Consider the following 14,571-nt stretch of genomic DNA (forward strand, 5'->3'; position numbering starts at 1 on the left):
CTCTCTGTTGAAAATATCAGTCAGTGCTTTTTCTTGGCAAACAACACACGCGCCACAATGTTAATCAGCAATACACACAGGGTTATCAATAATACGCCGGCCCACGCCAGTTGCTGCCATTCTGAGAATGGACTCATGGCAAATTTAAAGATGGTGACCGGTAAGTTAGCAATTGGCTGGCCTAGATCGGTACTCCAGAATTGATTGGAAAGAGAGGTAAACAGCAATGGCGCCGTCTCTCCGGCAATTCGGGCAATGGCCAGCAGTACACCGGTGATAATGCCGGATACCGACGCTTTCAGCGTAATGGCCGAAATCATCTTCCACTTCGGTGTGCCTAAGGCATAAGCGGCTTCGCGCAGGCTATCAGGCACCAGTTTTAACATGTTTTCCGTAGTTCTGATCACAATCGGCACCTGTAACAACGCCAAAGCAATCACCCCTGCCCAACCGGAAAAGTGCTGCATTTTCGTTACAACGACAGTGTAAACAAATAAACCGACAACAATAGAAGGGGCTGACAGCAAAATATCGTTTATAAAGCGGATAACCTCCGCCAGCCATGAGCGGCGACCATATTCCGCCAAATAGATACCCGCCATGATCCCCAGAGGCGTACCGATAACCGTCGCCCACAGGATCAATAATCCACTGCCGACAATGGCATTTGCCAAGCCGCCGCCTTCCGTATTCGGTGGTGGCGTCATTTCGGTGAACAACGCCAATGACATGCCGTCGAAACCTTTGGTGACGGTCGAAAACAGAATCCACACCAGCCAGAACAGGCCAAACAGCATGGTCGCCATTGATAACAGCAGAGCGAAGCGATTTTTTTGACGACGCCATGCCTGTTTACGGCTACGTACATCTACATCAGTAGGCTTTTGTCTATCTATGGTTGTCATATCAGCGCCCCTCATTCTTCGCCAGACGCATAATCATCAATTTCGACAGCGCCAGCACAATGAAGGTAATTACAAATAGAATCAGACCGAGTTCCATCAATGCTGCGGTATGCAAACCAGACTCTGCTTCCGCGAATTCGTTCGCCAGTGCAGAAGTGATGCTGTTACCGGGCATAAACAGTGAGAAACTGTCGAGCTGGTAGGTATTGCCGATGATAAAAGTCACCGCCATCGTTTCCCCCAACGCACGACCAAGGCCCAACATGACACCACCAATTACCCCATTTCGGGTGTAAGGCAACACGATGTGCCAGATAACTTCCCAAGTCGTACAGCCGATACCATAAGCGGATTCTTTCATCATCACCGGCGTTTGTTCGAAAACATCACGCATAACCGAGGCGATATAAGGAATAATCATGATAGCGAGAATGACGCCCGCGGCCAGAATACCGATACCAAAGGCAGGGCCGGAGAATAATTCGCCCACAATCGGCATACTGCCGAGGAGATTGCCGACAGGCTGCTGGAAATAAGCGGCAAATAGCGGCGCAAAAACAAACAACCCCCACATGCCATACACAATACTTGGGATGGCGGCCAGTAACTCAATGGCAATACCGAGCGGACGTTTAAGCCAGTTAGGCGCCAGTTCCGTTAGGAACAGAGCAATCCCAAAACTGACAGGCACGGCGATAATCAACGCAATCAGCGAAGTCACCAACGTACCGTATATCGGTATTAAGGCGCCAAATTGCTCTGCCGGGGCATCCCACGCTTCCTGCCAGAGGAAAGAGATGCCGAACTGCTGAATACTAGGCCAGGAGGCAATAATCAGCGAGATAATGATGCCTCCTAACAAAAATAAAGTTATCAGCGCAGCCAGCCTAACCAGTGCGCCGAAAATAATATCGCCATTTTTACTGGGTGCTTTCATTGCCGTTTTTTGTTCGGCCATAGAGCTTATTCTCATTCGGAGTTAACTCCCCCCTTAAATGGAGGGAGAAATTAAAACAACAAATTTAATCGATATTTAAAGCGATCGATCTTTAAAACAATCGATATTTAAAACAATCACTATCAACACGACTTAATACAGGGCCTTGCCATTGCTATCTTTTATCTGGGTTTTCCAAGCGGCACGAACTTGCTCAATCACCTCTTTGGGCAGGATGGCATAATCCAGATCGTTTGCCTGTTTACTGCCTTTCTCATAAGCCCAATCAAAGAATTTCAATACTTCAGTCCCTTTCACTGCATCTTTTTGCTGTTTATGAACCAGAACAAATGTGGTGGAAGTTATCGGCCACGCATTTTCACCTTGTTGGTTTGTCAAATCCTGAGCAAAGGTTTTATGCCATTCCGCTTTCTTCGCCGCGGCACTGAAACTCTCTTCTGTCGGGCTAACCACATTACCGTTAGCAGATACCAGTTTGGTATAAGCCAAATGATTCTGTTTCGCGTAAGCATATTCAACATAACCAATGGAACCCGTCAGACGCTGAACAAACGCGGCGACCCCATCATTACCTTTACCGCCTAAACCAATAGGCCAGCTTACGGTGGAACTGGCGCCAACTTTTTCTTGCCACTCTTTATTCACTTTAGAGAGGTAGCTAGTAAATACAAAGGAGGTACCGGAACCGTCAGCACGACGTATCACAGCAATATCTTGCTCCGGTAGTTTGACTCCCGGATTTAATTGCGTAATTGCTGGATCATTCCACTTTCTCACTCTACCTAAATAAATATCAGCCACCGTTTTACCATCCAGTGTCAATTCACCGGCTTTAATCCCTGGGATATTGACCGCCAGTACCACCCCACCGATGACTGTCGGGAACTGAAACAGGCCATCAGCAGTTAACTTTGCATCGGATAAAGGGGCATCGGAAGCACCGAAATCAACGGTGTTTGCCAGAATTTGTTTTACGCCGCCGGAAGAACCAATGCCTTGATAATTGACTTTATTACCTGTCTCTTTTTGATAAGAATCCGCCCACTTGGCATACACCGGCGCGGGAAATGTCGCACCTGCCCCGGTTAAGCTAGTGGCAGCAAATACAGACAAGGTTGCCAAAGAAAACGTCGCTGCCATTATGCCGGCTACGGTGGTACGCATCAGTTTCATAATCCCTCCTAATGGGATATTGAGAATCAACAAAGAAATCTATTCGTCAAATTCAAAAAAGGTGCAGGAGGGAAAATAGGTTAATTTAATTACAGCAAAATGTCTCAATTATGACATTTTTATGACAGCACAATGGGCGCTTAACCTGAGACTGACATAAAACTGTCATCTCCATACACCGTTAAAATCGAATATAGGAGATGATTATCAAGCCGTTAAAAATTATCTTCCACGACAGGAATACAGACACGGATAGATAATCCCCCTCTAAGGCTGGCGCCCATTTCAATTTTTCCATCATGAGCATCAATAATTCGCTGAACAATCGCCAGACCTAACCCTGTTCCACTGCTGCTGCGCGCTCTTTCGCCGCGAACGAATGGCTGAAATAACCGCGGCAAATCTTCCTGCTTAATGCCGGCTCCATTATCTTCTACCTGAAACCAGGCAAATTTATTTGTCTGACCACTACTCACTTTAATCCAGCCGTTACCATAACGATTGGCATTAACCAACATATTAGCCAATGCCCGTTTAATAGAAATCGGATTGGCGTTAACGGTTATTGGGTTAAGAGACAGATGGTTTTCAATATCCTGTTCATAACCATTCTCCGCGGAAATAACCTCTTTAAGAATAGCGTTCAGTTCGCAGAACTCCATTGGCATCTCTTGCCCGGTACGGAGATAATCAATGAATTGTTCAATAATCGCGTTACACTCTTCAATATCTTTATTGATAGATTCAGACAGATAAGCATCTTCCTTGCTCATCATTTCTGTTGCCAGTCGAATACGTGTCAGCGGAGTACGCAAATCATGGCTTACGCCAGCAATTAATATTGTACGGTCACTTTCCAATAACTTTATCCCGGCGGACATTTGGTTAAATGAACGAATAGCTGCACGAACTTCCAGAGAACCCGCTTCCCGCACCGACGGCATCATAATACCTTTACCTGTTTGCCTGGCTGCATACTCCATTTCCAGTAAAGGCCGGTTCTGGAAACGGATATAAAGCCAGATACAACCGAATATCAGTAATAGAATTGCCAGTGTATAGCGAAAAATAGGCGAGAATTGATTTTGTTCGATCTCAGTCAGAGGAACCCTGACCCAAATATCGGGGGCTAGATAGGAATTAAGCCAAAGTATAGGGCTATCTGTGTTTATTTCCAGACGAAGATCAGCCTTGCCGCCAAGGTATTCGCCCATCTTTTCACTCAAGAAATCATAACGTCTGGCCCAACGTAAACCTTGTATCTCCGCGTCAGATTCAGAATAGAGCGTAATACCCAATTCTTGATAAATCTCCCGGCGAACTACTGGCGATATCACCAGAAAAGAGCCATCCTCCAGCTTTAACTTTTCAGCCATTAAGGTACGAACTTCATACGCTAATACCTTATTGAATTGCTGCAAGCTTGGCATGATAACGAAATTCACAACAACCAAGTAGCTGGTTACCAGACTGATAAACAGCATAGCCATAATCAGGAATAAAATATGGGTAAACGTGCTGCGAGGGGAGAATCGCAATAATCTCATACACGAATTCCGTCAGGCACAAAGACATAACCCAGACCCCAGATAGTCTGGATATAGCGAGGATGCGCGGGATCTTCTTCAATCACACGGCGCAGACGTGAAACCAAGACATCAATAGATCGCTTCATCGTGCTATATTCCCGACCATGAGCTAAACTCATCAGCTTATTACGGGACAGTGGCACGCCAGGATAAGAAACCAGTACTTTCAATACGGCAAATTCTCCACTGGTTAATTGAATATGTTCATCTCCCTGAAACATCTCCCGCGTACTCAAATTGAGGCTAAACTTGCCAAAATTAATAATCGCATCATCCTCAGCCGGCAGGCCCAATAACTTATTCGCCTGACGACGCAATACCGCCCGGATACGCGCCAATAACTCACGAGGATTAAATGGCTTCGGAATATAATCATCAGCGCCAATTTCCAACCCAACAATACGATCTACCTCTTCTCCCCTCGCCGTCACCATAATAATCGGTACCGGATTACTTTGGTTTCTCAGCCTTTGACAAACAGAAAGCCCATCCTCTCCCGGTAACATTAAATCCAATACGATTAAGCTAACAGGTTCCCGTGTCAGTAAACGGTCCATCTGCTCCGCATTAGCGGCACTACGTACCTGAAAACCTTGTTCTGTCAGATAACGCTCTAATAACGTTCGTAAACGCATGTCATCATCCACCACAAGGATCTTGTTATCTACTTGCATTATCAAACTCCAAAAAACACTACATGCTTTGATAAATTTATCATTTTGAAAGAGATTAACCCAAAGATAGAAACCAGATATCTGTATTTTGAGACTATTCCTAATAGGACTTATTTCCACTGTTATTAATTATAATGATTAATTTAGTGGTTTATTACTGACAACGAGAACAAAGTAATTCACTGTCAACTATCGAATTTCTACCGCTATTTCGCCATCCGCCAACCTATCAATTAGCGCCCTGGTACCGGCAAATCGATAGAAATCCATTTATTAGTTGGATTAAATTCATCAGACTGACTAAACGAAAATTGCCTTTTGCTGCATATTACCTTCTTACCTCCGCCACGGTTTTCGGCTTTTCCTTACTAACGAGGATCTGGATCGATCATGTTCAGCTCACCAACGTTTGGGCAAGAAACCACTCAGCAGTCGATTTTTCGTCACCTTTCCTGACTATAGTAAACAATTTCGCTTGTTTTTTCTCCACTTAAACCTTAATAGCCTGTCTCATCACCAACAAGATTCACAGCATACATACTATTCAGTACACAGAACCATAAATTATATGATGAACGTTATAAATATTAGAGCCAAATATCATAATGAGTGGACAGGTAAAGCAATCTTGTTACCGATAATGCTAACTCGAAACCGTCTGTTAACCGCTTATATCTCGTTTTAAACCCGTACTCATCGCAGTGGGAGCCTGTCATATTTGCTGTCATGTAGCCGACAATCCATCAACAGTGGTAAATTTATTCAACCAACGACTAGCTGAATGTAACTAATACGTTAATCTTGCAAAACAGCCGGGATTTATTGATTAACGACTAAAAACCGAGTCTTAATTTGACATCTACCAAAATGGGCTGTTTTATACATTTATGAGGTTAACGACGGTATCTACATCAACATAAAATGAAGACTAAACTGATAACCCGCGAAGGCTACAACAAATTAAAGGAAGAATTGGATTATCTCTGGCGTGAAGAGCGCCCAGAAGTGACTAAAAAAGTGACTTGGGCAGCAAGCCTCGGTGACCGGAGTGAAAACGCAGATTATCAATATAACAAGAAGAGGCTACGGGAGATTGATCGCAGAGTCCGATATCTAACCAAGAGCTTAGAAGAGTTGCGGTGTGTTGATTATTCTCCCCAACAAGATGGACGAATATTCTTTGGCGCATGGGTCGAGATCGAAAATGATCAAGGCGAGATTAAACGCTTTCGTATTGTCGGGTACGACGAAATTTTTGGTCGCAAAGACTACATATCAATCGATTCTCCAATGGCCCGGGCTTTATTGAAGAAAGAAGTTGGAGACAGTGCAATCGTTCATACACCAACAGGAAAAATGTTGTGGTATGTGAACGAGATCGAATACATGAAATAGCCGGTATACTCTTTCAACATGACGTCGTTAGCGTTATATATCGAAGAATCACAACTGAATGAATCGCACGCTAACGATTCATTCACTCTGCAAAGCGGAATTTAATGCAGGCGGCCAGAATTAAATGAACGTGAAATAGTACTATTGTTTTATCCTTATGTTTTACTCTTAGCATCACGACCAAGATAATCAATTATATCGCCACATATTTTACGATTATAAAAATCAGTGTAAAAACGGCTCCTAATTAGAAGATATTTAAATAAAGTCAGAAATATATACGCAGACCATTGAACTCACCTAGAAACTGGCAATTTTCCTCTTTTAAGAAAATACTGGAAATCCTTATCACCCTGTTCCGCTGCACGTTTCACATCAAAAGCAGCCGTTTTACATGGGGATTTCTTACGCTTAACGTCGGTTCCTAGTTGTATTGCAGTGTGTGGTAACTAAGCTAACATCGAAACCTCCTTGAAAACAACGATAGTGAATGATTGGCTAACCATACGCCAATTCAGGCTGGTATTCCAATACCGTGAAATACCAACAAACGTGTTGATTAGCACTTATAGCTGACAACAAAAGTGTATTCCCTCGTTGGATCAGAATGAAAAACATTTTCTTGCCGACGTGTCACATGCCATGCTGCAATGGGTAAAATTGATTATATTTCATTAATAAAAATATAATCACTGATATAAACAAAACAGCACAGTAATAAATGTATTTTAAAGTTTACAAAAATCTAAAATGTAAGGATGAAAAATAGTATCGATACCTTGAATCAGATATAAATTATGATAGAAATATAAATCATCAAGTTATTTCAATGGGGAAAATTAACATTATAAAAAACTCACTGATATGTGAATCTTTTATTTAGGCTTTCTGAAAATAGAGTGCCTAATTTTTTAAATAAAAATCTGTGCAAGTAGAAATTAAATTCAATGTAATTATTAAAACACCATAAAAATAGAATATTAAAAATATTTATCCAGAGGAATGTGTAAATGAAAATAGCAGGTATATCAGGATTACTTCCGTCACGACTGGTTACAAATCAGGAAGTTATCGATTTAATTGATCAACACTCAAGAAAAACTTTTCAGGGAAATTTACCTAAAACCTTACAGACGATCAGAAAGTTACTCGATACAAGTGGTATAAAAACCCGGCATTGGCTGAATAAGGGTGAAAAGCCTATGCAACTGATGGAAGTGGCGTTTGACCGCGCTTTAGCGCAAGCTAATATAAGCAAAGCCGAAATTGATCTCTTACTCTACCCCAATGTCACTCGTGGTTTCACCGAGCCAGCCAATAGTACTTTTATTGCAAAGGCTCTAGGATTAAATTGCAGGAATTACGACGTTTCAGACGCCTGTAATGGTTGGGTAACAGCGATGGACATTATCAATAGTAAAATGAAGGCAGGTGAAATACGCCATGCCGCTATTGTTAACATGGAATTTGGTATGTCCGATGGAGGACCTCTCTTTCCAAAGAACTTCTCTTTGTCTTCTCCATCGGAACTGGCTTATAAATTTGCAAGTTTTACCATAGGAGAAGCCACAGCAGTCACCATACTGAGTAATGAATCACCTGATAATTTCAAGTTTTCTTATATCAACAGGCCAGATTTAAGCGACCTGTCGACCATCTCCTTACCGGGCTGGGAACTATTTTGTAATGATTCTGATGTCAAACGCATTTCACCGCTTGGCGGACAATATCTATTTAATTCATATGCAGCCTTGCTAAATGAATATGGTTGGGAAGATGCAATCGGGGTATTTAATCAGCATAATGTTTCCAGCAACGATATCCATAAAATCTTTATCCATACGGGTTCACCTAAAATGTGGCATAAGCTTGGACATTCGATCGGGGTTGATAATAAAATGCATCATGTTGGACATAAAACAGGCAACATTATTACTACATCTATCCCCTTTGGAATCATCGATGCTGTTCATCAAGGCATACTGGAGAAAGACCAATTCTGCATGGGATGGGCAGGAAGTGGTGGAATGGTTTTTGCTGCAATGTCATTTAAGTTTTAGGACATATTTTTACCAAGCCAGTTAAAGCAGGTCGCATTATGCACAAAATTAGGAATATATTCCTGGAGCCATTATATGGCTAACTAAGTTGGAATCGATGTTCGCCTAAATAAATTAATAAGGCCGGAAGATTAAATAGTCTTCCAGCCTTAATTAACAAAACAATAAAATTACTTTAAAATAAGATTCATTTAGTTGGTTATAAATATCTAAGCAGGTCAGAACAATCCCATTAAATAAATTCTTTAGGTAATCTCTCTATTTTTAACGAAAGTCAAAAGTAGATTTATCATTCATTAGCTTACTGACTTCATGGGCAACACTATGAAGCTCAGATTTTTCCTACTTTAGCCGTTCTTTCAGTTGAATTTGTATATTCAGAAACAGCTCATAGCAAGTCCGGTAACACGCCTATGGTTCCAGCGATAACTTTTCACATTTGAGTTCAATCGCAGTTGCTATAGCGGAACCGGCAACAAATTCGTTGAATGATATCGTAATACGTCAAAATAAGATTAGACGTAAACTGGAAATTATTCCTCTCAAAACGTATAAAGGAGTTTTGTGAATATTTGAAATTTGAAGCTTATCCACCAGAAGAAAACGCAACATGAATCAATCTCTGAACCAAATTATTGCAAGTGAGCTACAAGCGCAGCCACAACAGGTACTTTCTGCCATTAGCCTGCTTGATGAAGGGAATACTGTCCCTTTTATCGCACGATATCGTAAAGAAGTCACCGGCGGTCTGGATGACACCCAACTTCGCCAACTTGAGACCCGCCTTAGTTATCTACGCGAATTATCGGACCGCCGCCAAACCATTCTTAAATCCATTGACGAGCAAGGCAAACTGACCCCAGAACTGGCCGCAGCCATTAATGGCACTCTCAGCAAAACAGAGCTGGAAGATCTTTATCTGCCATATAAACCGAAACGCCGTACCCGTGGACAAATCGCTATTGAAGCAGGTCTTGAACCGCTCGCAGATTCCTTGTGGCAAGATCCACAGCAAAAACCAGAGCAGGTTGCGGCTACTTTTATTGATCCTGATAAAGGTGTCGCTGATACCAAAGCGGCGCTGGATGGCGCGCGTTATATCCTGATGGAACGTTTTGCCGAAGATGCCGCATTATTGGCAAAAGTACGTGACTATCTATGGAAAAATGCCCATCTGGTCGCTAAAGTCGTTGTAGGAAAAGAAGAGGAAGGCGCTAAATTTCGTGACTATTTTGATCACCATGAACCTATCGCACAAATCCCTTCTCACCGCGCTTTAGCTATGTTTCGCGGCCGTAATGAAGGCATATTGCAACTTTCCCTAAATGCCGATCCCCAGTTTGATGAACCACCGAAAGAGAGTTACGGCGAACAGATTATTACTCAGCATCTTAATCTGCGCTTGAACAATGCGCCGGCAGATAGTTGGCGCAAAGCCGTGGTGAATTGGACCTGGCGCGTCAAGGTATTGCTGCATCTTGAAACTGAATTGATGAGTACCTTGCGTGAGAAAGCGGAAGATGAAGCTATCAAAGTATTCGCCCGCAACCTGCAAGATCTATTGATGGCCGCACCTGCGGGCATGCGTGCAACAATGGGACTCGATCCAGGTCTGCGTACCGGCGTCAAAGTGGCCGTTATCGATGCAACCGGCAAACTGATTGCCACAGACACGATCTATCCACACACCGGGCAAGCGGCTAAAGCCGCTGCCAGCGTGGCAGCATTGTGTATCAAACATCAAGTAGAACTGGTCGCCATCGGTAACGGAACAGCCTCTCGTGAAACAGAACGTTTCTTCGCGGATGTGCAAAAACAGTTCTCAGAGATAAAAGCCCAAAAAGTGATTGTCAGTGAGGCAGGAGCATCAGTTTACTCTGCTTCTGAGCTGGCAGCACAGGAATTTCCCGACCTGGATGTTTCACTACGCGGGGCAGTCTCTATCGCCCGCCGCTTGCAAGATCCTCTCGCTGAATTAGTGAAAATCGATCCGAAATCCATCGGCGTGGGCCAATATCAACATGATGTCAGCCAGACTCAGCTTGCCAAAAAACTGGATGCCGTCGTTGAGGATTGTGTAAACGCCGTCGGCGTGGATCTCAATACCGCTTCTGTTCCACTGCTAACCAGAGTTGCCGGATTGACCCGTATGATTGCCCAGAACATCGTCAACTGGCGCGATGAGAATGGCCGTTTCAATAACCGTACACAATTACTGAAAGTCAGTCGCCTTGGGCCAAAGGCTTTTGAGCAATGTGCTGGATTCTTGCGGATTAATCACGGTGATAACCCGCTGGATGCATCGACCGTTCATCCAGAAGCTTATCCAATAGTTGAAAAAATTTTGGCGGCCACTGAGCAGAAACTCCAGGAATTGATGGGTAACTCTGCTTCACTGCGTGGGCTGCAACCTCAGAATTTCACCACCGAGCAATTTGGCGTTCCAACCGTTACCGATATTTTGAAAGAGCTGGAAAAACCTGGCCGCGATCCACGTCCAGAGTTTAAAACCGCGACTTTCGCGGAAGGCGTGGAAACCATGAATGATCTGCGTCCGGGAATGGTGCTGGAAGGTGCCGTCACTAACGTGACCAATTTTGGCGCATTTGTCGATATCGGCGTTCATCAAGATGGCTTAGTGCATATCTCTTCGCTGTCCGATCGCTTTGTGGAAGATCCTCACACCGTGGTAAAAGCGGGTGATATCGTTAAAGTAAAAGTGCTGGAAGTTGATCTGAACCGTAAGCGCATCGCTCTGACCATGCGTCTTGATGAACAACCGGGAGAAACCCAATCACGTCGCAGTAATAATACGCACACTGACCGCCGCCCTGAACGTAATGACAGGAACCGTAACACTTCCCGTTCTTCTACCTCAGCCGGAAACAGTGCTATGAGCGATGCACTAGCCGCCGCATTCGGAAAAAAACGTTAAGATTCCTATCGTTGTAACTTCTATCACTATAAACAGATGCACTGCTTCGGCAGTGCATATTTCACCGTTTCTGTCAGAAAGAAGATTCATGTCAACCTGAGTGACTAAGTAATCAAATTAACACCAACAATGAAAATAGGATTAACATTGAAATTAATGATGGTTATTATTTTTATTTGCAATTAGTATGAATTGGATTAAAAATTACACTTCATAATGAATGAGTGCAACTAATTCTCGGTATTACTTTACTTATCACATATCCCGGAAGGTCATATGCAACTTCTTCCAGACCATAGTTACAAGATCATTGGCTTTTCTCCGAAGATCAGCCCAGCTTACCGACAGAAATTACTGTCATTAGGTATGTTGCCTGGTTCTTCTTTTCATGTTGTCCGTTTAGCGCCTTTAGGTGATCCGATACAAATTGAGACTCGCAGAGTCAGCCTAATTCTGAGAAAAAAAAGACCTAGAATTTCTCACATTAGACAACGCTCAATGCAACGCATAATCCGTTGCAAGCAACGAAACGGTTACTCCTAATTTAATCTGGCACCAAAAACATGAAAGCACTGACTATTGGCTTAATTGGCAACCCCAATGCCGGCAAAACAACATTATTTAACCAACTTACTGGCTCCCGACAACGTGTAGGCAACTGGGCTGGCGTTACAGTAGAACGAAAAGTTGGCCGTTTTACCACCGCAGAACATAAAATTGAGTTAGTTGACCTGCCGGGAACCTACTCTCTGACCACGATTTCTGAACAAACATCACTGGATGAGCAGATAGCCTGCCACTATATCCTGAGCGGTGATGCTGACATGCTGATCAACGTCGTAGATGCTTCTAACCTTGAGCGAAATCTCTATCTGACGTTACAACTGTTGGAATTAGGCATTCCCTGCATCGTTGCACTCAATATGTTGGATATCGCTGATAGTCAGCATATCCACATTGATATTGCCGAACTGGAGCAACGCCTTGGCTGCCCAGTCATTCCAATGGTTTCGACCCGAGCAACTGGACTAAATGAGCTAAAACAGGCGATTGATCGTCATAAGCAGAATGTCAGGCAATCACTGATTCACTATCCTGAATGCCTGTTGCAAGAAGTTGAGACGTTATCTGGTGCGATTTCAGACAATTTTCATACTCAACAACGCCGTTGGTTAGCGCTTCAGATGCTTGAAGGGGATATTTACAGCCTGGAACGTTCCGGCCTTGCTACCTCAATGCTGACTGAATCCAAGCAACGCTTGCAACAACAGCAATATGACGAGCCAGAACTGTTGATTGCCGATGCGCGCTATCAAAGCATCAACACATTGTGCATGGCCGTGATCGATACCCAAAAAGCCATGCCAAATAAACTCACCCAGGCAATCGATAAAATTATCCTCAATCGTTGGTTAGGCGTACCTATTTTCCTGGCTGTCATGTATTTAATGTTCGTGCTGGCAATTAATATCGGTGGTGCGTTACAACCTATCTTTGACAGTGGTTCTATCGCGGTTTTCATTCATGGGGTTCAATGGCTTGGTCATACCTTAAATTTTCCTGAATGGCTGACGGTTTTTCTCGCGCAAGGTATCGGTGGCGGTATCAACACTGTTTTGCCGCTGGTCCCACAAATCGGCATGATGTATCTATTCCTCTCTTTCCTTGAGGACTCCGGTTATATGGCGCGGGCGGCGTTTGTCATGGATCGTCTGATGCAAGTTTTGGGACTGCCGGGTAAATCGTTTGTCCCGTTGATCGTTGGCTTCGGTTGTAACGTCCCATCCATTATGGGGGCGAGAACGCTGGATGCTCCGCGTGAACGTTTGATCACGATTATGATGGCGCCCTTTATGTCTTGTGGTGCGCGATTAGCTATCTTTGCCGTATTTGCCGCCGCATTCTTTGGCAAAAATGGGGCAACTTTTGTTTTTTCCCTTTATATATTGGGTATTGTCGTCGCTATTCTGACTGGCCTGATGTTGAAATACACCATTATGCGCGGCGAAGCTTCACCGTTTGTTATGGAACTCCCGGTTTACCATATTCCACATCTAAAAACCCTGCTTCTGCAAACCTGGCAACGCCTGAAAGGCTTTGTTATCCGTGCCGGTAAAGTGATCGTTATCGCCAGTATGTTCATCGGCGCTCTTAACAGTTTCTCATTTTCTGGTAAGGCGGTGGATAGCATCAACCAATCGGCACTGGCTTCGGTTAGCAAGATTATTACGCCAGTATTACAGCCAATTGGCGTTCACTCAGATAACTGGCAGGCAACTGTAGGTCTGATAACCGGTGCAATGGCAAAAGAAGTGGTGGTTGGGACGCTGAATACTCTGTATACCGCAGAAAGCATTACTAATGAGCCGTTTAATGCAAATGAGTTCAACCTGCTTGATGAACTGAAAGATGCGATTGGTGAAACCTGGAATAGTTTAAAAGAGACATTTACTCTGAGTGTGCTTGCCAACCCAATCGAAGCTAATAAAGGCGACGGTGAGATGGATAGCGGTTCTATGGGAACAATGAGCGCCAAATTCGGCTCCGCTATTTCAGCTTACAGTTATCTGATCTTTGTTCTGTTATATGTACCTTGTGTTTCAGTGATGGGCGCGATTGCTCGCGAAACAAGCCGTGGTTGGATGACATTCTCCATTCTGTGGGGACTGAATGTGGCTTATTCAATTTCAGCTTTGTTCTACCAGATGGTGACTTTCTCACAACATCCACAAAGCAGCCTGATTACCATTCTGACCGTCGTCATATTTAACGCGCTGGTGTTCTACTTCCTGCGTCGGGCGCGCAGCCGTGTGACGATGAAATTAATCAGCACCCCGGGAAATAGCTGCCACTGCTCCAGTGGAAACTGTCACTAGGAATTG

At 43.7% G+C, this 14,571-nt stretch carries 9 protein-coding genes and 1 pseudogene; 5 read left to right on the top strand and 5 right to left on the bottom strand.

What is annotated here, in order from left to right; translation table 11 throughout:
• Positions 1-20: 20 nt before the first annotated feature.
• The 5 genes from pstA to ompR form a co-directional block, all read right to left on the bottom strand.
• On the bottom strand, positions 21-905 hold the full coding sequence (gene pstA / locus C6H66_RS18520; protein WP_105396354.1) for a phosphate ABC transporter permease PstA: 885 nt from the start codon (positions 903-905) through the stop codon (positions 21-23).
• A 1-nt stretch (position 906) separates the two neighbouring features.
• Positions 907-1,863: a phosphate ABC transporter permease PstC gene (gene pstC, locus C6H66_RS18525; RefSeq protein ID WP_036813685.1), complete on the bottom strand. Its 957-nt coding sequence runs from the start codon at positions 1,861-1,863 to the stop codon at positions 907-909.
• 132 nt (positions 1,864-1,995) lie between these two features.
• Complete coding sequence (gene pstS, locus C6H66_RS18530; protein ID WP_105396355.1) at positions 1,996-3,036, bottom strand: phosphate ABC transporter substrate-binding protein PstS; 1,041 nt, start codon at positions 3,034-3,036, stop codon at positions 1,996-1,998.
• A gap of 215 nt (positions 3,037-3,251) precedes the next feature.
• Complete coding sequence (gene envZ, locus C6H66_RS18535) at positions 3,252-4,583, bottom strand: two-component system sensor histidine kinase EnvZ (RefSeq protein WP_036813679.1); 1,332 nt, start codon at positions 4,581-4,583, stop codon at positions 3,252-3,254.
• On the bottom strand, positions 4,580-5,299 hold the full coding sequence (ompR, locus tag C6H66_RS18540; protein WP_046396395.1) for an osmolarity response regulator transcription factor OmpR: 720 nt from the start codon (positions 5,297-5,299) through the stop codon (positions 4,580-4,582). Before ompR ends, envZ begins: the two co-directional genes overlap by 4 nt.
• A 921-nt stretch (positions 5,300-6,220) precedes the next feature.
• Between ompR and greB the strand changes: the two genes are divergently transcribed.
• The 5 genes and pseudogenes from greB (at position 6,221) to feoB (ending at position 14,565) form a co-directional block, all read left to right on the top strand.
• Positions 6,221-6,694, top strand: coding sequence for a transcription elongation factor GreB (greB, locus tag C6H66_RS18545; protein WP_105396356.1), 474 nt, complete (start codon positions 6,221-6,223; stop codon positions 6,692-6,694).
• A 1,010-nt stretch (positions 6,695-7,704) separates the two neighbouring features.
• Complete coding sequence (locus tag C6H66_RS18550; RefSeq protein ID WP_105396357.1) at positions 7,705-8,754, top strand: 3-oxoacyl-[acyl-carrier-protein] synthase III C-terminal domain-containing protein; 1,050 nt, start codon at positions 7,705-7,707, stop codon at positions 8,752-8,754.
• 610 nt (positions 8,755-9,364) lie between these two features.
• Positions 9,365-11,689, top strand: a complete 2,325-nt coding sequence (locus tag C6H66_RS18555) for a Tex family protein (protein WP_105396358.1) — start codon at positions 9,365-9,367, stop codon at positions 11,687-11,689.
• Between the two features lie 276 nt (positions 11,690-11,965).
• A pseudogene (gene feoA / locus C6H66_RS18560) lies at positions 11,966-12,200 on the top strand (ferrous iron transporter A).
• A 52-nt stretch (positions 12,201-12,252) separates the two neighbouring features.
• Positions 12,253-14,565, top strand: coding sequence for a Fe(2+) transporter permease subunit FeoB (feoB, locus tag C6H66_RS18565; RefSeq protein ID WP_105396359.1), 2,313 nt, complete (start codon positions 12,253-12,255; stop codon positions 14,563-14,565).
• Positions 14,566-14,571 lie beyond the last annotated feature (6 nt).

This window comes from Photorhabdus hindustanensis, from assembly GCF_002968995.1.
GTDB classification, from domain to species: domain Bacteria; phylum Pseudomonadota; class Gammaproteobacteria; order Enterobacterales; family Enterobacteriaceae; genus Photorhabdus; species Photorhabdus akhurstii.